This is a genomic window from Bacillus sp. HMSC036E02, from assembly GCF_001836235.1.
In the GTDB taxonomy this organism is placed as follows: domain Bacteria; phylum Bacillota; class Bacilli; order Bacillales; family Bacillaceae_G; genus Bacillus_A; species Bacillus_A cereus.
Map to the genome: position 1 here is coordinate 134,275 of NZ_KV827856.1, position 22,651 is coordinate 156,925.

Genomic DNA, 22,651 nt, shown 5'->3' on the forward strand with positions numbered 1-22,651 from the left:
CGAGTTTCTTCTACTTCATTTTTCTGCTCGCAAGTAAAAGAAAAAGAGTATATTGTCACATTAAGAATTACTATCTTCATATGACAATATACTCTTCTATCAAATTTTTATCTTTCTTGACATTTTATTTATACAAAAAAATAAAATTTTCTTTCGTTTTTTGTTTCTCAACATTTGTTAACATAATATTTTTATGAATAACCACCATTCGAGTGAATGACTTGCCCAGTAACCCATTTCGCTTCTTCACTTACTAAAAAAGAAATTAAGCGCGCAGCATCCACCGGTTCTCCTACTTTACCTTGCGGGAATTTCCATACTAAATGATGCTTCAGCTCCTCTGTAATCCATCCTGTATTCGTCGGTCCTGGATCTACAGCATTCACTGTAATCCCCTTCTCCATTGCAACTGGTGCTACTGACTTTGTAAATGCTTCGATTGCCCCTTTCGTTGCTGCATATGCTAGTTCATCTGGCATTGGGCCTACTGACTGTCCTGAAGTAAGATTAATAATACTCCCGCCCGTTTTAAGTGAATAATGTTTTATAAACAATGAACTTAATAGCATAGTAGCCCGAACATTAACTGTATAATGTTTATCCAACTGCTCTACATCTAATTCCTCAATCCTCGTATGAGTAGAATATACTGCATTATTAACTAGAATAGATGGATCACCTAACCGTTCTGATACCATATAAAACAAACGATTTGGCGAATAAGACTGCGATAAATTGATTTCTGCCATTTCACATCGAACATCGTAACTTTCAATTTCCTTTTTCAGCAAAAAGGGTTCTTGATCACTCATTCCCCATGGCATCGCTTTATCATACTTTGGCCAGTACGTGAAAAAAATGTCTATCCCCTTTTGAGCAAGCACCTTGCATACAGCTGCACCAATTCCATTCAGACGAGTTGCCCCTGTTACAATTGCTATTTTCTTCACCTTTTTCTCCTCCATCTATACACAGATCCCCTGCATGAATACAGAGGATCTATCTTCTTATTGAATATTTGACAGTATACGTTCAGCACCTAATTTTAACATTTTAATAAAGATATAATTTACAATCGTAAACATTACAAATAAAACGATAAACATAACCCATAGTCCGACATGAAGGAAGAAGTATAATACACTTACTCCCCCCACAATAATTAAAGCTATTAAAATATTAGCCAAAAAATTCCACAAAGTGGTATATCGACTTTTAAATAATTTCTGCTCTGTATCCCAATGAATATCTGCAGTTTGTGCGTCCCAGCGTGTTCCGATTAAATTAATTAATAACAACCCGTTCGCACTTAGTAAAAACCACAGTATCATAAAGACTGGAGAAATCCCAGCTACAACTGCCATCGTAATACCGAATACTGCTAAAATGATCACATTAATTAACCAAGCAGTGATTGCTTTCGCAAAAAAGATATCCGAAGCCTTTACTGGTAAATAACGATTCACAAACCAAGAGCTTCCATCTCGCGAAAATGACGTTGTTGCAATGACGTTACTACCCATTAAAAATAACGATGCACAAAGGCCAACACCAATTGCAAATCCCGTTGTCTCTGGATTGTTAATATACTCTGTAATAAACTTTAAATTCCCATCTTGCACAAATAAAATAAAGAACAACATAATCGGCATAACGAAAGTTTGTACAATACAATTTAAGAAAAATTGTGGTGTACGGAATAACGTTTTAAATTCCTTTTTCACATACGCTTTTAAATGTGAACTTTGTACCGTTGATTTCTGTAATCCTTCGGCTGAAATGACCTCTTTTTTTGCTGTACTCGTTGAAAGTCCAATAACCCCTTTTAAATATGTACGCTCTGCAATGTAATAAAACAACACAAAAAATACAAATGAAATAAGTGCAAAGATTAATACATATAAAGGACCCTTCCAATTTGCATTTTCTACTAATGCCACTGCTCCGAAATATGTAGTTGGAAAATAGTTTGTCATTTGTACTAAAAGAGAAGATTGGTTGTTCGCAAGGTAATCCGCAATTGCATCTTCAGAAAACGAACTTTTATTTTTCCACTGTAAAAATACATTAATTCCTACAATAAATAGTATACTTACAATTCCAATAAATATATTTCCTCGGTCTTTATTTTTTGCTATATTTGTATACCTCATAATAACTGTCATCAGTAACGAAGCTAGTACTAACGGCACAATCGGGAAGAGTAAGTAAATAAAAATCATGTATATGTAATATGTAATAAATGCGCCACTTTTTAATCCGTACGTAATAAAGATTGGTAATAAAATGAATGAACTCATTACGTATTGTGTTATTAATACTGTTAAAAATTTTGCCGAAATAATCTGGGCTGGTTTTAATGGTAATGGTAGTAACATTTCAATGTCATTGCTGTAGTAAAATACAGTTAAAATGTTCGTTATACTCATTAAAAATACCCATATACTCGCAATCGCAAGTCCCATTGCGATAATCATTCCTGGATCTTGCCCTAAATGTATCATTCCCTCATACATTGCGTGCGTGATAGAACCAAATAGTAAAAAGCCGACAAATAAAATGGCTGCAAATGAAAATACATACGCCCATCGCTTCTTCTTATCTGTTATAAAATCTGCATAATTTAATTTTAATAATACTTTCGTTAACGTCCAAATTTTACTCATTGCCCGTCATCTCCAAGAACATTTTTTCAAGTGATTCATTGGATTTAAAATGATCTCTCATTTCATCTAAATTCCCTTTAAACTGAAGATTCCCCTTATTAATAATTGCAACGCGGTCACATATTTTTTCTGCTACTTCTAATACGTGTGTCGAGAAAAATACAATCTTTCCTTTATCCGCATGTTCTCTCATCATTTCTTTTAAAATATATGCGGATTTCGGATCAAGCCCCGTTAACGGTTCATCTAAAATCCATATATCTGGCTCATGCACGAGCACACCAATAATAACGATTTTTTGTCTCATACCGTGCGAATAACTTTGAATTTGATCCGATAACGCATTGTAAAGATCAAATTTCTTCGCTAAAGACTCAATTCGCTCTTGTCGTACGTCTTTCGGCACTTCATACATATCTGCCATAAAGTTTAAATATTCAATTCCTTTTAATCGTAAAAACATATCTGGGCTATCTGGCACATAACCAAACGTCTTTTTCGCTTCCATCGGCTCTTCCATAATATTTTTTCCGTTAATCGTAATAGTCCCTTTGTCTACCCCGTGAATACCAGTAATCATCTTAATTGTCGTTGATTTACCCGCACCATTCGGCCCTAAAAATCCAAAAATTTCTCCGCTAGGTACAGATAAACTTAAGTCTTTTACTGCATAGGTAGACCCATTATAACTTTTTGACACATTCGTAATTTCAATCATTCCATCCAATCCTTTCCTTAATTACCAAATAACTATATTGATATTATAGCATACTTCTATTTTAAGATTTTTACATTTTTCAGTTTATTTAACCTTTAAAATAAATATACACCCCTAATCCAACAACTAAAACGACAGCTAGTATAATATAAATCATTGTTAAGCGTTTAATATTCCCCTTTGTCGCTTTGCTATAATTTGCATCACCATTCCGCCCAATTAACACCGTCGCAATGACAGTAATCACTACAAGTAATACAACGATCATGATCCAAGTTAGCATTTCTTCCTCCCCCTCCTTACAACCATTTTACAATATTATCCTCTCTATTTTGCAGCATATTTCCTCTTTTTACTATTATTATGAAGCAAACTGGAAAACTATTATTACCATTCCTATCCAATTGTGATATATTTGTAACATAACGTGACTTATTTCTAACAACGTAAGGAGGACCTATCATGAAAACTACTTGGATAAAATATTTAGGGTTTCTCGGTTTCTTCGGTTTCCTCGGCTTTTTTTATGAAAAAGGACTGTTTACTATGTTGTGTTTCTTCTCCTTTTTCACATCGTATAGAACAGTTCAACACGATGAACTATTTGAACAAATCGTCAATAAATCGTGCCGCAATGCCTTTATCGTTACATTACTAACTACCGCTATCATTCTGTTTATTGAAATGTTATTTCCAAACCCGGTACTACAAGAGATTGATATCGCTCTTATTTTCAGCACACTCATTCTTACGTTCGGCTTCTCTATGTTCTTTTACGATAAACCTGTTGATGAAACGGAAGATGCACCATGGCGTTCGTAACGAAAATAAAAGAATACCGCGCCAAGTTGAACATGACACAAGAAGATTTAGCAAAGAGCGTTGGTGTGCGACGTGAAACAATTAGTCATCTCGAAAAAGTTAAATACAATCCTTCCTTACAACTTGCTCACGATATAGCGAAGGCACTACATAGTACGATTGATGAGATTTTTATTTTTGAGGATAAATAAAAAATACCGTCATTCTTTCCAAGAAGAATGACGGTATTTCTCATTGATTATCCATATAAAACCGCATGAAATACGCCTAATAGTAAGTATTGATCCTGCATGTAATCTTCATCATATACATTCATCTCAATGTAATACATATCTTCCTCAAGACGAATATTCCAATCTGCAATTACATAGCCCTTTCGTAATAACTTTCCCATTCCAAATGAAGTTTTATGAACAACATATTCTTCTGCCTTATATGTAAAGGTAAATAAGAAATTTGCATCCAATAACTTTCCGTCACATACAAGTATTTCATGCTCTGCATCATGATTATCTTTGTACGTTACTAAAATCCTTCTTTGGCGCTGCCTACTTACATCCTTTGCAATGACGCGAATATTGTCCTTACTATCCTTTATTTCATAAATAATATTACTACCAATTTTCGGAATAAAATCCAGCACTCTCATCAGCGTATTTTTATAATAGCCCCTTACTACACCTACTTGCTCACTTCCATTATAAACCTCTATCGGCGTCGTATCTGCCTTGCTATCACACGGTCGTTTGTAAGAGAGTTGCATCATTCGCTCTCCTCTTAAGTACTGATCAAACGTCACAGGATATTCTATCATGCGCAGTTCCTTATTTAACTCATATAAATAGCGTTGAACGCTCTCTATTAATGTTGTAGTAGCTATACGCTCTTGAAGTTCAAATTCTTGCCAGCTGGAAAAAACATTCCATTGATTATAATCCTCTTCGTAGAAGAAACCAAGAATTACCTCTTCACGGTCAGCCGTTTCATATTTCATAGGCACGTTCTGCCCATGTTGAACTTGTTCCATCCACTGACCTAAATAAATCCCCAGCTCTGCAACCTTCATACATGATTTTTGAAAAAATACACTGTCACTCGCGCAAATCGTTACATCTCCTTCGATAAAGCCCTTTGAATAAGCATCATACCGTGGCTCATCCTTCTGCGGGAGATTCTTGTCTAACTCAAATAAAAACGTTAACATCCTTTATTCACCTCTAGTTGTTACACAGCTCTTTCCTATATTGACTGTAACTGAACATATATCAATACACTTAAAATGAAGCTACTTTTTCTTTAGTCACTTCTACAATTTCTAAAATTTGTAGCAGACTCTCCACTTCATAAGTCGGCTTAACATCTGTCCTATTTTCTTTCAAACTCGGATTATACCAACACGTATCAATGCCGTAATCTTCTCCGCCTCTCATATCAGAAGAAAGCGAATCTCCAACCATTAATACACTTGATTTATCTGTAATCCCAAACTTTTCAAACGCATAATCAAAAATCTCACGTGCTGGTTTTTGATGACCAACCTCTTCTGAAATAATAATATGATCAAAGAAATTACATACAGGCGAATTTCCAATTCTCGATTGTTGCACCTTCGTATATCCATTCGTAATAATACCTAACTTGCAATCTTGTAGATCCTCACATAATTGCACTGCACCTTCTATAAGATGTACTTCTTTCCCTAAGTTTTCAAGATATACATCGCTAAATTGCTGCGCATCTACTTTTATATTATGAAGGGCAAATAATTGTCTAAATCGATCTACCGCTAATTCACTTAGCGTAATCATTTTATTTTCTAAATCTCTCCATAATCCATTACTAATCTCTTTATAACTTGCAAGATAATCATTATACCCTGTAGGCATCCCGAACTGTACAAACGCATTATGTAATGCGTGTCTTTCCGTTTCAGGGAAATCTAATAATGTATCGTCTACGTCGAATAATATAAATTTGTATTTCATGATGTTCTCCTCAATTCCTATATTCTCATAGCTTAATTATATCAACAATAAGAAAAGGAGGCTAATTAAAACCAGCCTCCTTCTTCTTACTTATCTTCCAGCAATAACACTTTCATTTCCTCTAACGACTCTTTCGTAAAGCCGAGAGATTCTTCAGCGTATGCTTCAACTGATCCGTATTGCTTTTGAATTTCACCAATCGCAGCTTGCAAGTATTCAGCACGTGCTTCAAACATTGCACCTAATATCGCTCTACTCTCATCGTTTTGTAATTTCGCACCTAAAAAGGCCATCATTTTTTCATTTAGCTTTTCACGGAATCCGTTACTTAGTAAGTAGTCTTCCATTACTGTTTTTTCTGGTACACCTAGTAAAAGTAGTAATAATGCTGAACCAAATCCAGTACGATCTTTTCCAGCTGTACAGTGGTTTACTAACGGTAAGTTTTCCGGGTTTTGCGCTAAGTTTAAGAAGCTCACGAATGCCTCGTTACCACTTACGAAATCTTGATTCATTTTCACAAGATACTCACCTGGTTTTCCTAACATAGAAAGGTCACCAACTTGGAAAAACTCATTTATATTTAAGTCTTTCGCTAAGTCTTGCATAACTGGTAAGCACACTTGACGAGCACCCGTAATTTCTGGATTCGGCTTATGCTTCACTTCAAAGTCTGTACGGTAATCGCAAATTAACTTTAAACCAGACTTTTGTAAATAGGCAATATCCCATTCAGTTAGCCCTGCTAATTCTTCAGAGCGGTATAATTTGCCCCATTTTACTTTACGGCCTTCAGTCGTTTCATATCCTCCCATATCACGGAAGTTAAACGCGCCTTGTAATGGCAGTCTACGCTCAGCTACTGTTACTGCTTGTCCATTACTTCCTACTAATCTAAAATATGGACGTTCATTTTCACTCGGGTTTTCAATTGTATATGATAATTCTCCATTTACCGTTGCAAGTAATTCTCCAGTTTCTTCAATATGTTCTGGTGAAGTACTCCAATAAATACGAACTTCTTCTATATTATTTTCCCACTTTATTTGTAACGTATTATCTTTATTTCTTTCTACAGTTGCTTGTAACCAATTTCTTTGCTGTCCCATTCTTTCACCAACGCTTTCTCATATAATCGAATCTCACTCTATTGTATTATACAAATATCTACTTTGTCGTTCTCATTTTTCTTTTTATCTTACAAACAGGCGAAAAGTTCTTTTACTTGTTCAAAATTTGTACAAGGGTTCTCACTAGATGTGTCCCAGATTATATCCTAAAACTTCCTTACATACCGCTCAGTACAACTCAGCAACTGACATCCATTCTTTTCAAAAACATCCTTCATCCATTCATTTTGTATATTTGTCTCACCAATATAATAAGATGCACCTATTTCCTTTAAGACAAACATCGCACCTGCAAATAATGCCGCTTCATATCCCTTATTACGCATATTTGGAGTAACTGCGAAGTACATAAGTTTCCCTTCTTCTAACGTACCTCTTTCAATATGCGGGATTACAATTCCTATCGGCTCTTCATCGACACTCGCTGTTAAGCAATGTTCTTTCCATTGCTCACCAATTTCTTGTAGCATCATATGCACAAATTGATCATGAGCGACTGGTTCTCCCGTCGCTTCATTCCACAGTGAATAAAAAGCCTCTTCTCCAACTTCTTCAATAAGCTTAAAATCCATTTCACTTTCTACATCTTCTACTTCATATATATCTTTAAATACAATCATGTTTTCCGTAACATATTCAAATGAATACGTTTCAAAACATTTTTTATACACATCATAATTTGGACTTTTTGAAGAGATTTCAAAATGTAGTTTTTCTAATCCATCTTTTTTAGCTTCAGCAACGCAATATTGCATCATTCCCTCTAATTGCTCTTCTGTAAAAATCTCTGCATTATTTTCTTTTATCATAATAGAAGAAGCATTTCTTCTTATTTTAAAATATTTTTCTAACTGTTCTATCGTCGTCATATTCTTCCCTCATCTATATCATACTCGAATTTCTAATCGTTCTCCTTGCATGAGCAGGATTGTCCTTGAATATATAGAATACTAGAAAAGATCGCATCTTTAAAGTGCGGAGGAGGTTCTCCAGTGGATATTACAGCATTGCAACAACAGTTAGAGCTTATACAACAAAATGACTATACGCAACTACAGCATATAGACGTAAATGAGTTAACTTTGAACATGCTCCAGTATATCGGAACGACTGATAGCTACGTTCGTTACCAACTTATATATAAATGTTTTGCGCATTTCATTCATCATGAATTCCTTATGGACGATCAGCTGAAATTACTTCTGCAAACTTGTTTAAGTGATGAGTATTTATATTGTGACATTTACTCCCCACATACAGATGGGGTTTTCACACGTTCTTACACTGTTTCGTTAATTGCGTTAATACTCCAATTCGCTAATTCGCACTACTTTTGTACAGAGGAAGATATCGAAGAAATAAAAAATAAACTCATTACATACACAAACTTAGAAACGGATTTTCGGGGCTATATCGAAAATAAAGGATGGGCTCATTGTCTTGCTCACGTATCTGATGCCTTTACTGAAATTGTTCATAATACGTATACAACTTTTGAATGGTACGAAGAATTAATTCATTGTTTATTAAATAAAATCTTTATTCCATCTGACCTTTTTCATAATAACGAAGATGAGCGCATTGTTACGCCATTACTAGCAATGCTGTATCATGATTTTCCTCAAAACGAGTTAATTTCTATTATTCATAAAAAAATAAAAAGGCTTCCTCAAATAAGAAAACGCCTTTCGCTTAATGAGTATTGTATTTTATGTGCCAACATTAAAACCTTTTTACGCACATTATTTTTCAGAACGAAAGACGACCATAACTTAGCCTTTACAGCACGTAAAACAGAACGAATGTTAAAAGAAATTCCTAACTATTATTAAATACAAGGAGCAATGACATGGGTTATATTGAAGATATGAGAAATCTAGTAGGAAATCATCCACTTATTCTAATAGGATCACACGCCATTATATTAAATGAAAAAGATGAAGTATTGCTGCAGCTCCGTACAGATTTTAACCGCTGGGGCATTATTGGTGGTGCCCTAGAATATAACGAAACGTTAGAAGATGCTTTAAAACGAGAAGTGTTTGAAGAAACTGGACTTATTATTAAAAATCCAGAACTATTCCGTACATACTCAGGGCCAGATTTCTTTCAAATCTATCCAAACGGCGATCAAGTAAACGGTGTACTCGTTGTTTATATTTGCCGAGAATTTCATGGTGAACTTGTATGCGATCAAAGTGAATCAAAAGAACTACGCTTCTTTTCACTTAATGAATTACCTAATAATCTTCCCCCTGTTATTGAGAGGATTATTACAGATTATCAAAAAAAATAAGGGAACGCTTAACGTTCCCTCTCAAATCCAATCCGTTTTTTAATTTCCGCTAAATTTACCTTTGCAATAGCGCGTGCCTTCTCAGCACCGTTTTCTAACGCCTCATATAATAAATTCGGCTCATTCATATACATTGCGTACTTTTCACGAGGTCCAGCTAACTCACGATCTACAACGCGAAACAACTCTTTTTTCACATCGCCCCATCCGATTCCAGTCTCATATTTTTCACGTAATGACTGTATTTCGTCTTCTGTCGCAAATTCTTTATAAATTGTAAATAAGGTTTCTAGTTCTTTCGGTTCATTTGGAAGTGAAGAATCTGTTTTGATTTTAAATATTAACTTTCGAAGTTTTTCTTGCTCTGCAAATAATGGGATTACATTTCCGTAACTTTTACTCATTTTCCTTCCATCAAGACCAGGTAAAATAGCTCCTTCTTCTTGTATGACATACTCCGGTAGTGTAAATGTCGTGCCAAATGTATGATTAAAATACGTCGCAATATCACGCGCGATTTCAATATGTTGAATTTGGTCTTTTCCGACAGGTACATGTGTAGCTTGAAATAGTAATATGTCGGCTGCCATTAAGATCGGGTACGTATATAACCCCATGTTCACTCCCGCATCGACCTCTAACCCTACTTCTTTATTTTGCTCCACCTTCGCTTTATACGCATGAGCACGGTTCATAAGACCTTTCGGAGTTAGGCAAGCTAAAATCCAAGCTAATTCTAGAATTTCCGGTACTTCTGTTTGCCGATAAAAAACAACATCTTCCCCAAGTCCAAGCGATAACCAAGTAGCTGCTACCTCTTTCGTATAACTGCTGAACTTTTCTGAATCATGCACAGCATTTAATGCATGATAATCAGCTATAAAGTACAATGCTTTTCCTTCATTATTCTTTGACATTTGTAATGCAGGTTTAATCGCACCAATATAATTTCCTAAATGTGGATAACCTGTCGGCTTAATTCCTGTTAACATTATTTTTTCACTCACACTAACTCCTCCTTTCTCAAAATAAAAAGAGCCTCTCATCCTTAAAAAAGGACGAGAGACTCCCGCGGTACCACCTTAATTAGCTATCATTAGCTCACTTCATACTTCAATAACGTGAAGTAACCGTCTTTACCTACTCATTTCAGTTAGAAGCTCCAGAGTCCATTCCATATTCATCCCTTACTGATTCTCACCACATATCAGCTCTCTGAAAAGTTTCGAATATGTACTCTTCTCTTTCATTGCTTTTTCGTTATTTTTTACAGTTTATCACATTTCACTTCCAAACAAACCCGAATTTTCTATTTTATATAGCAGGAATTTCCACTTCAATTGTCTAATATTATATAGGTTTGCAGAAATATTCGAAACAACTTTGGAGGTTTTTTCATGGTAAAATATATATCCATTTTAGGTTCCACAGGATCCATCGGCACATCTGCATTAGATGTCGTTTCAGCTCATCCTGAACATTTCAAAATCGTCGGTTTAACCGCAAATTATAATATCGATCTTCTTGAGCAACAAATCAAAACGTTTCAACCTCGTATTGTAAGCGTTGCAACAAAAGACTTAGCAGACACGCTTCGTACGCGTATTTCAGCGAATACAAAAATCACATACGGAACTGATGGCTTAATTGCGGTAGCTACTCACCCTGATTCAAATCTTGTATTAAGTTCTGTTGTCGGAGTTTCCGGACTACTTCCAACGATTGAAGCATTAAAGGCGAAGAAAGATATTGCCATCGCTAATAAAGAAACGTTAGTTGCAGCTGGACATATCGTAACTGAACTAGCGAAACAAAACGGATGTCGCTTAATTCCAGTAGATAGCGAACATTCAGCTATTTTCCAATGTTTAAACGGAGAAAATAATAAAGAAATTGAGAAATTAATCGTTACAGCTTCTGGCGGTGCATTCCGTGATAAAACACGTGATGAAATGCAAACATTACAAGCTAAAGATGCTTTAAAGCACCCAAACTGGTTAATGGGCGCAAAACTAACGATTGATTCTGCCACATTAATGAATAAAGGGTTCGAAGTAATGGAAGCGAGATGGCTATTTGATATTCCATATGAAAAAATTGATGTAATGATTCATAAAGAAAGTATCATTCATTCTTTAGTAGAATTTATTGATGGATCAGTTATGGCACAGCTCGGTGCTCCTGATATGAGAATGCCGATTCAATATGCGTTTCACTATCCTACTCGGCTACCTTCTTCCTATGAAAAATTAAATTTATTAGAAATCGGTAGTTTACATTTTGAAAAACCAGATTTAGAGAAGTTCCCTTGTCTACAATACGCATATGAATGTGGCAAAATCGGTGGTACTACTCCCGCTGTATTAAATGCAGCAAATGAACTTGCGAATGCACTATTCTTAAAAAATGAAATTGCCTTTTTCGATATTGAAAAAACAATTTACAAAACAGTTGAAGCTCATCATAACGTAAAAGATCCTTCACTAGATGCTATATTAGAAGCGGATCAATGGGCGCGCCAATATGCAAATGAATTGTTAATAAAAAAGCGCTAAAACAGTTCCCACTGTTTTAACGCTTTTTTTCACGTATTCAACTTAACAAATCTATAACCGTGCGTAACTAACACTTTTAATATCGCATATCCTGGAATGGCTAAAATAATGCCCATAATCCCGAATAAGTTTCCGGCAGTTAAAATGATAAAAATGATAGTAATCGGATGAATATCTAACTTTTTACCCATAACTTGCGGAGAAATAAATTTACCTTCTGCTAATTGTACAACCATCATAACGATAATTACTTTTAACACCATTGCTGGCGAGTCGATGAATGCGATAATTAACGCTGGTGTAATCGCGATAATTGGTCCTACGTACGGAACGATATTTACAATCATCGCTAAAATCGCAAGTAATACCGCATATTTAATACCAATAATAAGATAACCAATTAATAGCATAATACCGATAAATAAGCTGACGATAATTTGACCTCTAATATACGAGCTAATCGCATAATGCATATCATCTAGTATTCTCATTGCTGCTGGTTGTCTTTGCTCTGAAATGAACTTTAAGAAGTGATTCGGCAATTGTTCGCCATCTTTTAAAAGATAGAACAATATAAATGGAACCATTACAAATGTTAAAACAACCTCTGTAATAGTACTCAAAAATCCAGTTACATTCCCAGTTACTGATGATAATGACTTTGTAAAATCAACTGTATAGTCTTTTACCATATTCGCAACATTAATATTTAAATTCTCCTGAATTTTACCGAGTAAATTACTTTCCCCGAATCTACGTGCTGCTTGTTCAATCTCATGGCCAAAATACGGTAAGTTATCAATTAATGCATCAATTTGATCTTTAATAATAGGGATAACCGTTACAACTAAAAATACAAATAATCCTAGTACGATTAAATATATAGAAGCTATCGATACGATTCTTGAAACACCTTTCTTTTCTAAAAGCGAAACGAATGGATGTAAAATATAGAATAGTACGCCTGCTAATAGTACTGGGAAGAAAATTGTTTTTAAAAATACGATAAACGGTGTAAAAACAAATGATATTTTTGTTAGCAATAAAATATTAATGAACAATAACGCAAATCCAAGTAATACCGCCAAATAATTTTGTTCTCTAAAAAACTTTCTTAACTTATCTCTTTTTCTTATATTTATTTTCTCCAATGAAACCACCTCTTCGAATGATGAAAAGCCCTTATTCAGGGCTCTTCATCATAATCTATATATCTATTTCTTTGCAGCTTTCACTACAAATGATACAATAAAAATTAACACGATTGCACCTAATAATGCTGGCACTACATGAATCCCACCAAATGATGGCCCAAAGGATCCAAATAATCTACCACCTAACGAAGCACCTAATAAACCTGCGATAATATTTCCGAACATACCACCTGGGAAATTTTTACCTGTTATAGAACTAGCAATTGCACCTATAATAGCACCAACTATTAATGTGATAATCCATCCCATTTTTAGTCCTCCATTTCTATTATAGTTTGTATGATTTAATACAAACATATGTATTTATCATTGCTAATCATATTTCACTATAGAAATATATTTACTACTATTTTACATATGGAGATACATATATTATATGCAAAAAAGAAAAATATTGTCAAACTCACCCATAAAGCAATTATATTCATATACCATATTTAAAGGAGGCTTCATTATCTATGATTCTTAAGTTAAATTCCACTTCTTTTGAAGTAGCAACATCCATTTTACAGGTTCAAATTCCAGCTTATAAAGTTGAAGCAGACTACTTAAATAGTACTGCCATACCTCGTTTATATGATACTGTAAACGATATTCAAAATTGCGTTGAAACATTCTATGGATATTTTTCTGAAAATAAACTTGTCGGTTTTATTTCTTTTGTACAAGAAGAAAAACTAATCGATATCCACAGGTTAGTTGTATCGCCCGATTTTTTTCAAAAAGGAATCGCAACGAAACTCCTAATTTATATATTTAACATGTTTCCCTCTTCAATGACATACATTGTACAAACAGGTAAAGCGAATACCCCTGCTATTACTTTATATAAAAAACACGGATTCATTACAGTATCAGATACAATACTTCCTGACGGTATGATTCTTACGCAATTAAAAAAGACAGAATACACAAAATAATTTGACTTGTTCGCTCCTTTATGTTATTTTTTACTTTATAAAACCTTTTGCTGAGTCCAAATTTTGGAGCGGGGGAACCATTTTTGTAGCTATGCTACTTGGGGCGAATCTTTTTTAAGTAGGGAAACTCTCACTTCCCGAGTCCGACAGCTAACCTCGTAAGCGTAATGGGAGAGGAAGGTGCTTTTTGCCTATGTTACACATTTTGCCTCCTTAATTATAAATATGGGATCGATATCAAATAGTCACCTATATTTATAGAAAAGGAGAATGTATTATGTTACGTTTATCTGATCACGCAATTAAAATGATGGAGCAAAGACTTCGAATTGAAAAACAACGCACATATCAAGCAAATAAGGTTGTAGATAACTTACATCACAAATACTTCTTTCAGCATATTTTTCAACCGAAAAGATAAAGAAAATGTTTATTTAATATTAAAAAACACAAGGTGTGTCTTACAAAGACATTCCTTGTGTTTTTTATATTCTTTATAAAATTCTCACTACATTTAAGCTTGCTGTAATCGCACCTGCTATAGTAGTCACATGCCCTACACCTAACGGGCCATTTTGTAATATTAATGTTGAATTGGCACTCGTCACATTCACAAGAAGTGTATTTGAAATGGCTGGTTCGATTACTACAGTTGATGTCGTTACGTTTTGTATAAAACTCCCTGTTAGTTGCGTTCCATTTAATAGCAATCTAACAGATACTGTCTCATTCCCACCATTTGCATCCCCTTGAAAATAGTAGCTTACTAAATATATTCCTGGCGTCGTTACTGTGACTGTCGTAGCACTAGTTAAAGATACACCAGTTCCATATACAGTGGATCCAGAATTAATTGGGATGTTGGCACTTGCTGCAATTGTACTTGTTGATGTAGAAAAGAAATATCCGCCACCTGTCGATATAGCAGATGATCCTGTTGCTCCAGTTAAGCCTGTTGGACCCGTGGCACCTGTTGGGCCTGTTACTCCTGTTCCCCCTGTCGCTCCTGTTATTCCTTGTATGCCTTGTATTCCGGTCGATCCAGTTGCACCAGTCACTCCTGTCGCTCCTGTTGCGCCGGTTGCTCCCGTCACACCTTGTGGGCCTTGAATTCCTTGGATTCCTTGTGGGCCTGTTATTCCAGTCACTCCTGTTGCTCCCGTCGGACCCGTTATCCCTTGCGAACCTTGGATTCCTTGGATTCCTTGTGGACCTGTTACTCCCGTAGAGCCGGTCGCTCCTGTTGGGCCTGTTACTCCTTGTGGACCTTGAATTCCTTGAGGACCTTGAGGACCCGTTACTCCCGTCGGACCTGTTGCTCCAGTTGCACCGGTTGGACCCGTCGAGCCAGTTATACCTTGTATGCCTTGAGGTCCAGTCGGGCCTGTTGGACCAATCGGACCTTGAATTCCTTGCAGACCTTGAATTCCCTGTGGACCGGTTGGACCTTGTATCCCTTGTATTCCCTGAATCCCTTGCGGGCCTGTTGCACCAGTTGGACCGGTTGGACCCTCTGGGCCTTGCACTCCTTGTATTCCAGTCGCTCCCGTTGGACCTATATCTCCTTGTGGACCTTGAATTCCTTGGATTCCTTGAGGACCAGTTGGACCTGTTATACCACTTATCCCTTGCACTCCTTGTAAACCTTGAGGACCGGTTGGACCGAGTGAACCTTGGATTCCTTGTAGCCCCTGTAAACCAGTTGGACCGGTCGCTCCCCTTACTCCTTGCTCACCTTGTATGCCTTGTATCCCTTGAGGGCCGGTTGGACCGATTGGCCCCTGTGCCCCTTGCACTCCTTGTGGACCAGTCGGACCGGTTGCTCCTACCGGTCCCTGGATTCCTTGTAGACCTTGCGGACCAGTCGGACCGGTTACTCCTTGTATCCCTTGTGGACCTTGAATGCCTTGATCACCCGTTGGACCCGTTGCCCCTATTGGTCCCTGTACTCCTTGCAAACCTGTTACACCAGTTGCTCCGGTCGGTCCCTGGATTCCTTGTACCCCTTGAATTCCAGTCGCTCCTGTTGCTCCGGTCGCTCCTGTTGCCCCTGTTGCTCCAGTCGGACCAGTTGGACCCCCTGGTGATCCTGCTGGACCGGTTGGACCAGTTGGACCTCCTGGTGGACCAGTTGGACCGGTTGCTCCAGTCGGGCCAGTTGCAGAACCTGTCGGACCAGTTATCCCAGTGGCTCCTGTTGGGCCAGTTGGACCTGGATCACCTTGTAAACCGGTTGGACCAGTCGGACCGATTACACCTTGCACTCCTTGTATTCCTTGTATTCCTGTTGGACCTACCTGCCCCATCTCTCCCTGGGGACCTTGTAAACCTTGAACACCAGTTTCCCCTTGTGGACCCATTGGTCCTTGCTCCCCTTGAATTCCTTGAGAACCAGTTGGCCCTGTTGGACCAATCGGACCCTGTATTCCTTGTATTCCGGTTACACCTTGTAAACCACTACCTCCTAAATTACCTTGCACACCTTGTATACCAGTATTTCCAGTTGGTCCAGTCGGACCAATTTCCCCTTGCACTCCTTGTATTCCTTGTACTCCTGTTGGGCCGGTTGGACCGATTTCTCCTTGCATTCCTTGTATTCCTTGTATTCCTGTTGGACCGGTCGGACCGATTGGGCCAGGAATTCCTTGTATCCCTTGAATACCAGTTGGACCAGTCGGACCTCTTTCTCCTTGTATTCCTTGAACACCTTGTATTCCCTGTGGGCCTCGTTCTCCCATAGGTCCTTGATTACCTTGAGAACCTTGTGGTCCAGTTAAACCAGTTGGGCCGGTTGGACCATTTTCTCCTTGCACCCCTTGCACTCCTTGTATTCCTTGTGGGCCGGTTGGACCGATTGGACCTTGTACGCCTTGTATTCCTTGCGGTCCAGTTGGTCCACCTAAAGCACCAGTTGGACCGGTTGGACCAGTGGGCCCCGTAATACCTGGCGGTGGAAAAGGAATAGGTGCTTGAAACTTACTACACTTATCTTGATTCTTCACAAGCATCTCCCCCGTTATAACTAACGTATCAAACTATTTTTAATACATTTAAACTAGCTGTTATCACACCAGATAATGTCGTTACATGCCCGATAGCTAACGGACCATTTTGTAAAGACAAAGTTGCATTTGAAGAAGTAACTTCAATGACCATCGTATTCGAAACTGCTGGTTCTAATATAAAAGTACCTCCTGTAACATAAAAAATAAAACTCCCTGCGACTTGTATTCCATTTAAAGTAAGCCTCACTGAAATTGTTTCATTTCCGGCAGTTGGATCGCCTTGAAAATAATAGCTTACTAAATAAATTCCTGGCGTACTTAACGTTACAGTTGTTGCATTTGTTAAACTGACATCAGAACCAAAAACTGTAGATCCAGAATTAATTGGTATTAACGCATTCGCTGCAATTATACTCGTTGAAGTAGAAAAGAAATAACCTCCCCCGCTAGGTAAGCCAGTCGCTCCTGTCGCTCCCGCTATTCCCAAGAAACCTATTGAACCTGCACTACCAGTTGCTCCTGTCGGTCCCACCACGCCACTTGGGCCCTGACTACCTTGTGCTCCAACTGGGCCTATACTACCACTAGCACCTGTCACCCCACTTGCTCCAATTGGGCCTTGCAACCCTTGAATCCCTTGTATACCTTGTATTCCTTGCGGACCCGTTGCACCTGTATTGCCTGTCGTTCCCGTTATTCCTTGTATTCCCGTAATCCCTTGAACACCTTGCACACCTTGTAGTCCAGTTGCCCCAGTTGCTCCTGTGGCTCCAGTTTCGCCCGTTGCTCCTGTAATTCCAACATTTCCTTGTGGGCCTTGTGGGCCTTGACTACCTTGCGCTCCTTGGACTCCTTGTGAGCCTGTTATACCGACTTCCCCTGTATTTCCTTGGGGACCTCTAATTCCTTGTGCACCTGTTGGGCCGATAATTCCTTGCACTCCTTGTATTCCTTGCACTCCTTGCGCTCCTGTTGGACCCGTTATTCCTTGTAATCCTTGAGGACCTTGCAAACCAATAGCTCCAGTCGGTCCTATTATTCCTTGCACTCCTTGAGGACCTTGGGCACCTTGTGTACCTGTCAATCCGGTAGTCCCTTGTATCCCTTGAACACCTTGAGGACCTTGTGTTCCAGCTGCTCCTGTTTCCCCTTGAATTCCTTGAACTCCTTGTATACCTTGTGCTCCAGCAGGACCAGTTGCTCCTCGGATTCCTTGTATTCCTTGAGCTCCTTCCGCTCCTGTAACACCAACTGGACCAGCTATCCCTTGTATTCCCACCATTCCTTGTGCACCTGTTGGACCTATCACACCTTGTATACCTTGAATACCTTTAGGACCTTCTGCACCAGTTGGACCAGTTACTCCCAGCGGACCTTGTATTCCTTGAGAACCTTCTGCACCAGTTGGACCTGTTATACCTTGGTTACCTTGAGGACCTTGTGCTCCTTGTACTCCAACTGCTCCAACTACACCTTGGGAACCTTGCGCTCCCCTTACACCTTGAGAACCTGTTGGACCTGTTATACCTTCCACTCCTTGCGCTCCAATTGGTCCTATCCCTCCGCTTACACCTGTTGAACCGGTCGCACCCGTTGGACCTGTTGGACCTCCTGGTGGACCGGGTGGGCCAGCTGGTCCAGTCACCCCACTAGAAGGGCCAATTGGACCGGTCACTCCCGTCGGACCGCCCGGTGGTCCTTCTGAGCCTTGAGCGCCAATACTACCCGTCGCTCCTGTTATACCTCTTATTCCCTTTATCCCTTGAAAACCTGTTGCTCCCGTTATACCTTGTATTCCTTGCACACCTTGTGGTCCTTGTAAACCTATTACACCTGTTATCCCCTTTATTCCACTTATACCTTGGGCACCTTGCATTCCAGTAGAACCAGTTGGACCCACTTCACCTTGTATTCCTTGAGCTCCTTGTGGGCCTTCTTCTCCAGTAATTCCTTGTATACCTTGGAAGCCGTCTTCCCCTTGTATACCAATAGCCCCTTGCTCTCCTTGTATTCCTTGAACACCTTGAGGGCCTTGTGGACCAGTTATACCCGAGACTCCAGTTATGCCTCTCTCTCCCTGCATTCCTTGTGCCCCTGTTTGTCCTCGCTCACCTATTTCCCCTTGTATTCCTTGTATGCCTTGTATACCTTGACTACCAGCAGGACCCGTAGCTCCTTGTATTCCTTCTAATCCTTGTACTCCAATATCACCAATTAGACCTTGGTTACCAATTAATCCTTGAGCACCTTGGAGACCAGTTGGGCCAGTTATACCTTGCTCTCCTGTATCACCAATAACCCCTTGTATTCCTTGTGCTCCTGTTGTCCCTCGGGGACCTTGTATCCCCCTGATACCTTGAGGACCTTGGGGCCCAGTTGCTCCCGTCGGTCCAGTCACCCCTGTAGGACCAACAGGACCTTCATGCCCTCCAGTTGGACCGATTGGACCACTATTACCTGTCGGACCCGTTGCTCCTAGAAGCGGAAGAGGCAGTGCCACTCCAAATTTTTTGCACTTTCTATGATGACGCACAACAATCCCCCTTCCCCAAAATAATTACACCTTTTATATGAAATGCATTTTTATAAGAAAAGTACACATTTAACCTGAATTTTATTAAAATAAAGAAGCCTATCATTTGTTTGAAATGATAGGCTTCTTTTATAAAAACAGTTTATTTTCTAGCTTTAATAATAAAAGTAGTCGGCACCATTCTAGCTTTATATAAAGAATAATACTTCGTAGACGGCTCAGCTAGTTCTCCATCAAACGAGCTTGATGGTTCAGGCTCTTCTATTCTCTCAATTTTAAATCCCGCTCTATTTAACTCATTTATGTATGTACTTATTTTTCTCTTATATAATGTCGCTTGTACATTTTCTCCTTTAAATGTTTCAAACGTAATGGGCGTTTCCTCATGATAAGAAGACTTTATAGCAACTTCTTCTGTACCATACTGTAAGTTTGAATATATGGGATGCTCCCAGCTAAAAATAAAACTTCCTCCTGGCTTTACATACGAATAAATCAATTCCAACGTTTTTCTTAAATCCGAAGTCCAGCCTAATGCATAAATGGAGTATACAATATCAAAATAATCTTTCGGTATATCCCCTTCTTCTTCCATTGCTCCACATATTAACTTTGGATTCCAACTCTTTAACGTTTCATTCGCTATTTTAATTTGTTCACTTGAAAGATCCAGACCCCATACTTCCTCTGCTCCATGTTCCCCCATATATTTCAGCGAATGCCCACTTCCACATCCAATATCAAGTACCTTTTTATCTTTAATTGAATCGAACAAATGAATCTCATCTTCAGACGCCGTATAAGGACCATATTTCGGTAAACAATCCACTTGAAAGAAATAAGGTGCAACTGTATCCCAACACTTTTTATTTAAAGCTAACATTTGTGTACCTTTCATATGCTACATTCCCCCATCCATTTTCTTCCCCACTATTAATTACACATCATAACCCGTTCTTCCTTTTCTCTTCGCTCGGTAATTTTTCACTTTTGCAATTGTACCGCACGCTCTTCCTCCTTCTTCTCCAGCATACATACCGCACCATCTTTTACTTCCATTACGCGAATGATCATAAAATACCCAGCGGCAATCTGGACATGCTTTTAACCTTCCCCACACATTTTCTTGAATTGACATTAATACAATGCTTAACACTTTTGTATACACATTCTTTTCATATACTGGTTCATATGTAATACCTTTCATATCATCCTTTATATGTACATGAAATGGGTATTTCTCTAACCATTTTTGCAATGATCCTTTGCCTTCAATTGTCATCCGAATATCTTCTCGAAAACCTCTTAATTCCTCTATCCTATGAAATGGAAACTCTTCATCAAAATATTCTTTCATAAAGAGCTTTATATCTTCTTTTGTTTGCAGCAAATCAATTGGCTCTCTCGTATCGTTTGGTATTCTCCATGTATTTAAAAATTCCCGAATATATTCTAGTTCATTTGGAGCGTTTTGATTCAATTCGATCCACCTTCTTCTTAAAATTTACTTTTTTCTGACTTTATGTATAATTATAGTATAAAATAGTTAACCATCAAATAATTTTACTGGTTACATAATTAGGAGGATTTCTATGAAAGGTTTCTCAACACCGATACGTTTCATGCTTATTTCTTTATTTTTTATGTCTTTTGGGTATTTTGCAGTATACGCATTTTTAGCTATTTATCTATTAACCTTTCTTCATTTTTCTGCTGTCCAAGTAGGAACAGTGTTGACGATTATGACAATTACATCACGAGTTATCCCATTATTCTCAGGGTTAATTGCTGACAAAATAGGCTATATCATTATGATGATAGCCGGATTATTTTTAAGAGGAGTCGGATTTATCGCTTTAGGAATATGCTCTGATTTCTATACAATTTCTATTTCTTCTGCACTTATTGGCTTCGGAACTGCATTTTACGAACCTGCCGCTCGCGCTATATTTGGCTCACAGCCAGCTCATTTGAGAAAAAATTTATTTACATATTTAAACCTTAGCTTTAATTGCGGTGCAATAATCGGACCAATTGCAGGAGGATTCTTACTCTTACTCGATCCACTCTACGCTTTCTCTCTAACAGGATCTCTTATGCTGTTATTTGCTTTTATTTTTTACTTACTTAAAAATCACTTCCAAGTCACTACTGAAAACACGTCTATTACATTAGGAATACAGGTCATCTTACAAAACAAATCTTTCCTTCTGTTTTCCTTTATCATGATTTTCTTCTATATTATGTTTACTCAGCTTACTGTCGCACTTCCACTTCATATGAAAAACATTAGTAATAGCAATCAACTTGCTACACTCGTTATTACGATAAATGCGATAACAGGCGTCATATTTATGATATTATTCCGAAAATTATTCCACAAATACAACACACTTTCGATTATTAAATACGGTGTTTTATTAATGAGTATTTCCTTTTTACTCCTTCCTTTATTTCAACACCCATATTGGCTCTTTATTTGTGTAATTTTATTTACAATCGGTGAAACACTCGTATTACCTAACGCTGATATCGCTATTGCAAATTACAGTAATGAATCATATACAGCCACTTTCTTCGGATTTTATCAACTATCACTCGCATTTGGTTTTATCATTGGTAATTATACCGGTACATCTTTTACATCCAACTTAAGCGGAATGTATACACCATGGCTTATTTTTGGCGGAATAGGACTTATTGGTTTTATTTCACTACATATTTTGAATATAAAAAAAGTGGCCTCTAAAGAGGATATACACCTATGTAATACAAGCGACCTATAACGAAAAAGATTCGACCATCAT

At 37.9% G+C, this 22,651-nt stretch carries 23 protein-coding genes, 1 riboswitch and 1 other annotated feature; of the genes, 8 read left to right on the forward strand and 15 right to left on the reverse strand.

Going from position 1 to position 22,651, the window contains the following annotated elements; all coding sequences use genetic code 11:
- Window positions 1-191: 191 nt before the first annotated feature.
- The 4 genes from HMPREF2590_RS18865 to HMPREF2590_RS18880 form a co-directional block, all read right to left on the reverse strand.
- On the reverse strand, window positions 192-950 hold the full coding sequence (locus tag HMPREF2590_RS18865) for an SDR family oxidoreductase (RefSeq protein WP_000716965.1): 759 nt from the start codon (window positions 948-950) through the stop codon (window positions 192-194).
- A gap of 57 nt (window positions 951-1,007) precedes the next feature.
- Entirely contained in the window at window positions 1,008-2,666 is a 1,659-nt protein-coding gene (locus tag HMPREF2590_RS18870) for a putative ABC transporter permease subunit (RefSeq protein ID WP_000036887.1), read from the reverse strand.
- Window positions 2,659-3,384, reverse strand: a complete 726-nt coding sequence (locus tag HMPREF2590_RS18875; protein ID WP_000570203.1) for an ABC transporter ATP-binding protein — start codon at window positions 3,382-3,384, stop codon at window positions 2,659-2,661. The genes HMPREF2590_RS18870 and HMPREF2590_RS18875 overlap by 8 nt, the downstream gene beginning before the upstream one ends.
- A gap of 88 nt (window positions 3,385-3,472) precedes the next feature.
- Window positions 3,473-3,667, reverse strand: coding sequence for a hypothetical protein (locus HMPREF2590_RS18880; RefSeq protein WP_000958863.1), 195 nt, complete (start codon window positions 3,665-3,667; stop codon window positions 3,473-3,475).
- A 179-nt stretch (window positions 3,668-3,846) separates the two neighbouring features.
- Between HMPREF2590_RS18880 and HMPREF2590_RS18885 the strand changes: the two genes are divergently transcribed.
- Together HMPREF2590_RS18885 and HMPREF2590_RS18890 are read left to right on the forward strand one after the other, a co-directional pair.
- A complete protein-coding gene (locus HMPREF2590_RS18885; RefSeq protein WP_000859233.1) occupies window positions 3,847-4,206 on the forward strand; it encodes a DUF3796 domain-containing protein in 360 nt (119 codons plus the stop codon).
- Window positions 4,194-4,397, forward strand: coding sequence for a helix-turn-helix transcriptional regulator (locus HMPREF2590_RS18890; RefSeq protein ID WP_000896306.1), 204 nt, complete (start codon window positions 4,194-4,196; stop codon window positions 4,395-4,397). The genes HMPREF2590_RS18885 and HMPREF2590_RS18890 overlap by 13 nt, the downstream gene beginning before the upstream one ends.
- Window positions 4,398-4,444: 47 nt before the next feature.
- Here the strand turns inward: HMPREF2590_RS18890 and HMPREF2590_RS18895 are convergent, their stop codons facing one another.
- From HMPREF2590_RS18895 to HMPREF2590_RS18910, 4 genes are all read right to left on the reverse strand, one after another.
- Window positions 4,445-5,410, reverse strand: a complete 966-nt coding sequence (locus tag HMPREF2590_RS18895) for a tubby C-terminal domain-like protein (RefSeq protein ID WP_000955104.1) — start codon at window positions 5,408-5,410, stop codon at window positions 4,445-4,447.
- A gap of 70 nt (window positions 5,411-5,480) precedes the next feature.
- Complete coding sequence (locus tag HMPREF2590_RS18900; protein WP_000875417.1) at window positions 5,481-6,191, reverse strand: YjjG family noncanonical pyrimidine nucleotidase; 711 nt, start codon at window positions 6,189-6,191, stop codon at window positions 5,481-5,483.
- Window positions 6,192-6,277: 86 nt separating this feature from the next.
- Window positions 6,278-7,300: a tyrosine-protein phosphatase gene (locus HMPREF2590_RS18905; RefSeq protein WP_000531497.1), complete on the reverse strand. Its 1,023-nt coding sequence runs from the start codon at window positions 7,298-7,300 to the stop codon at window positions 6,278-6,280.
- Between the two features lie 167 nt (window positions 7,301-7,467).
- Window positions 7,468-8,190, reverse strand: coding sequence for a GNAT family N-acetyltransferase (locus tag HMPREF2590_RS18910; protein ID WP_000207426.1), 723 nt, complete (start codon window positions 8,188-8,190; stop codon window positions 7,468-7,470).
- A 123-nt stretch (window positions 8,191-8,313) separates the two neighbouring features.
- Here HMPREF2590_RS18910 and HMPREF2590_RS18915 point away from each other — a divergent pair, with 123 nt between their 5' ends.
- The gene (locus HMPREF2590_RS18915) at window positions 8,314-9,153 is read left to right on the forward strand and encodes a DUF2785 domain-containing protein (RefSeq protein WP_000355452.1); all 840 of its coding nucleotides are present in this window, start codon (window positions 8,314-8,316) and stop codon (window positions 9,151-9,153) included.
- A 17-nt stretch (window positions 9,154-9,170) separates the two neighbouring features.
- The gene (locus tag HMPREF2590_RS18920; protein WP_000540460.1) at window positions 9,171-9,617 is read left to right on the forward strand and encodes an NUDIX hydrolase; all 447 of its coding nucleotides are present in this window, start codon (window positions 9,171-9,173) and stop codon (window positions 9,615-9,617) included.
- Window positions 9,618-9,625: 8 nt separating this feature from the next.
- Here HMPREF2590_RS18920 and HMPREF2590_RS18925 read toward each other — a convergent pair whose 3' ends face one another.
- Window positions 9,626-10,624: a tryptophan--tRNA ligase gene (locus tag HMPREF2590_RS18925; protein WP_001290896.1), complete on the reverse strand. Its 999-nt coding sequence runs from the start codon at window positions 10,622-10,624 to the stop codon at window positions 9,626-9,628.
- Between the two features lie 44 nt (window positions 10,625-10,668).
- Window positions 10,669-10,876: a binding site (T-box leader), on the reverse strand.
- A 138-nt stretch (window positions 10,877-11,014) separates the two neighbouring features.
- Between HMPREF2590_RS18925 and HMPREF2590_RS18930 the strand changes: the two genes are divergently transcribed.
- Window positions 11,015-12,172 carry a 1-deoxy-D-xylulose-5-phosphate reductoisomerase gene (locus tag HMPREF2590_RS18930; protein ID WP_000241795.1) on the forward strand — a complete coding sequence of 386 codons (1,158 nt, stop codon included), beginning with the start codon at window positions 11,015-11,017 and terminating at the stop codon, window positions 12,170-12,172.
- Window positions 12,173-12,201: 29 nt separating this feature from the next.
- Here HMPREF2590_RS18930 and HMPREF2590_RS18935 read toward each other — a convergent pair whose 3' ends face one another.
- A complete protein-coding gene (locus tag HMPREF2590_RS18935) occupies window positions 12,202-13,323 on the reverse strand; it encodes an AI-2E family transporter (protein WP_000411480.1) in 1,122 nt (373 codons plus the stop codon).
- A gap of 63 nt (window positions 13,324-13,386) precedes the next feature.
- The gene (locus HMPREF2590_RS18940) at window positions 13,387-13,635 is read right to left on the reverse strand and encodes a GlsB/YeaQ/YmgE family stress response membrane protein (RefSeq protein WP_000539730.1); all 249 of its coding nucleotides are present in this window, start codon (window positions 13,633-13,635) and stop codon (window positions 13,387-13,389) included.
- A 209-nt stretch (window positions 13,636-13,844) separates the two neighbouring features.
- On the opposite strand from HMPREF2590_RS18940, the gene HMPREF2590_RS18945 reads away from it, so the two are divergent.
- Window positions 13,845-14,306, forward strand: coding sequence for a GNAT family N-acetyltransferase (locus tag HMPREF2590_RS18945; protein WP_000601229.1), 462 nt, complete (start codon window positions 13,845-13,847; stop codon window positions 14,304-14,306).
- A gap of 38 nt (window positions 14,307-14,344) precedes the next feature.
- Window positions 14,345-14,487, forward strand: a riboswitch (cyclic di-AMP (ydaO/yuaA leader).
- A gap of 96 nt (window positions 14,488-14,583) precedes the next feature.
- A complete protein-coding gene (locus tag HMPREF2590_RS30440; protein WP_000945243.1) occupies window positions 14,584-14,727 on the forward strand; it encodes a hypothetical protein in 144 nt (47 codons plus the stop codon).
- Between the two features lie 73 nt (window positions 14,728-14,800).
- Here the strand turns inward: HMPREF2590_RS30440 and HMPREF2590_RS18955 are convergent, their stop codons facing one another.
- The 4 genes from HMPREF2590_RS18955 to HMPREF2590_RS18970 form a co-directional block, all read right to left on the reverse strand.
- Window positions 14,801-17,314 carry a BC_3345 family exosporium-associated protein gene (locus tag HMPREF2590_RS18955; protein ID WP_070861495.1) on the reverse strand — a complete coding sequence of 838 codons (2,514 nt, stop codon included), beginning with the start codon at window positions 17,312-17,314 and terminating at the stop codon, window positions 14,801-14,803.
- Between the two features lie 22 nt (window positions 17,315-17,336).
- Window positions 17,337-19,844, reverse strand: coding sequence for a collagen-like protein (locus HMPREF2590_RS18960; RefSeq protein WP_044584704.1), 2,508 nt, complete (start codon window positions 19,842-19,844; stop codon window positions 17,337-17,339).
- A 142-nt stretch (window positions 19,845-19,986) separates the two neighbouring features.
- A complete protein-coding gene (locus tag HMPREF2590_RS18965; protein WP_000679180.1) occupies window positions 19,987-20,742 on the reverse strand; it encodes a class I SAM-dependent methyltransferase in 756 nt (251 codons plus the stop codon).
- A 39-nt stretch (window positions 20,743-20,781) separates the two neighbouring features.
- Complete coding sequence (locus tag HMPREF2590_RS18970; protein ID WP_001072941.1) at window positions 20,782-21,324, reverse strand: CGNR zinc finger domain-containing protein; 543 nt, start codon at window positions 21,322-21,324, stop codon at window positions 20,782-20,784.
- A gap of 112 nt (window positions 21,325-21,436) precedes the next feature.
- Here HMPREF2590_RS18970 and HMPREF2590_RS18975 point away from each other — a divergent pair, with 112 nt between their 5' ends.
- Window positions 21,437-22,630: an MDR family MFS transporter gene (locus tag HMPREF2590_RS18975; protein ID WP_044584705.1), complete on the forward strand. Its 1,194-nt coding sequence runs from the start codon at window positions 21,437-21,439 to the stop codon at window positions 22,628-22,630.
- Window positions 22,631-22,651: the final 21 nt, after the last annotated feature.

Coding starts and splice junctions, on each gene's coding strand:
- HMPREF2590_RS18880 (WP_000958863.1), bottom strand. CDS start 3,667: ATGCTAACTTGGATCATGATCGTTGTATTACTTGTAGTGATTACTGTC.
- HMPREF2590_RS18905 (WP_000531497.1), bottom strand. CDS start 7,300: ATGGGACAGCAAAGAAATTGGTTACAAGCAACTGTAGAAAGAAATAAA.
- HMPREF2590_RS18955 (WP_070861495.1), bottom strand. CDS start 17,314: ATGCTTGTGAAGAATCAAGATAAGTGTAGTAAGTTTCAAGCACCTATT.
- HMPREF2590_RS18910 (WP_000207426.1), bottom strand. CDS start 8,190: ATGACGACGATAGAACAGTTAGAAAAATATTTTAAAATAAGAAGAAAT.
- HMPREF2590_RS18930 (WP_000241795.1), top strand. CDS start 11,015: ATGGTAAAATATATATCCATTTTAGGTTCCACAGGATCCATCGGCACA.
- HMPREF2590_RS30440 (WP_000945243.1), top strand. CDS start 14,584: ATGTTACGTTTATCTGATCACGCAATTAAAATGATGGAGCAAAGACTT.
- HMPREF2590_RS18975 (WP_044584705.1), top strand. CDS start 21,437: ATGAAAGGTTTCTCAACACCGATACGTTTCATGCTTATTTCTTTATTT.
- HMPREF2590_RS18945 (WP_000601229.1), top strand. CDS start 13,845: ATGATTCTTAAGTTAAATTCCACTTCTTTTGAAGTAGCAACATCCATT.
- HMPREF2590_RS18885 (WP_000859233.1), top strand. CDS start 3,847: ATGAAAACTACTTGGATAAAATATTTAGGGTTTCTCGGTTTCTTCGGT.
- HMPREF2590_RS18870 (WP_000036887.1), bottom strand. CDS start 2,666: ATGAGTAAAATTTGGACGTTAACGAAAGTATTATTAAAATTAAATTAT.
- HMPREF2590_RS18890 (WP_000896306.1), top strand. CDS start 4,194: ATGGCGTTCGTAACGAAAATAAAAGAATACCGCGCCAAGTTGAACATG.
- HMPREF2590_RS18965 (WP_000679180.1), bottom strand. CDS start 20,742: ATGAAAGGTACACAAATGTTAGCTTTAAATAAAAAGTGTTGGGATACA.
- HMPREF2590_RS18920 (WP_000540460.1), top strand. CDS start 9,171: ATGGGTTATATTGAAGATATGAGAAATCTAGTAGGAAATCATCCACTT.
- HMPREF2590_RS18900 (WP_000875417.1), bottom strand. CDS start 6,191: ATGAAATACAAATTTATATTATTCGACGTAGACGATACATTATTAGAT.
- HMPREF2590_RS18895 (WP_000955104.1), bottom strand. CDS start 5,410: ATGTTAACGTTTTTATTTGAGTTAGACAAGAATCTCCCGCAGAAGGAT.
- HMPREF2590_RS18875 (WP_000570203.1), bottom strand. CDS start 3,384: ATGATTGAAATTACGAATGTGTCAAAAAGTTATAATGGGTCTACCTAT.
- HMPREF2590_RS18940 (WP_000539730.1), bottom strand. CDS start 13,635: ATGGGATGGATTATCACATTAATAGTTGGTGCTATTATAGGTGCAATT.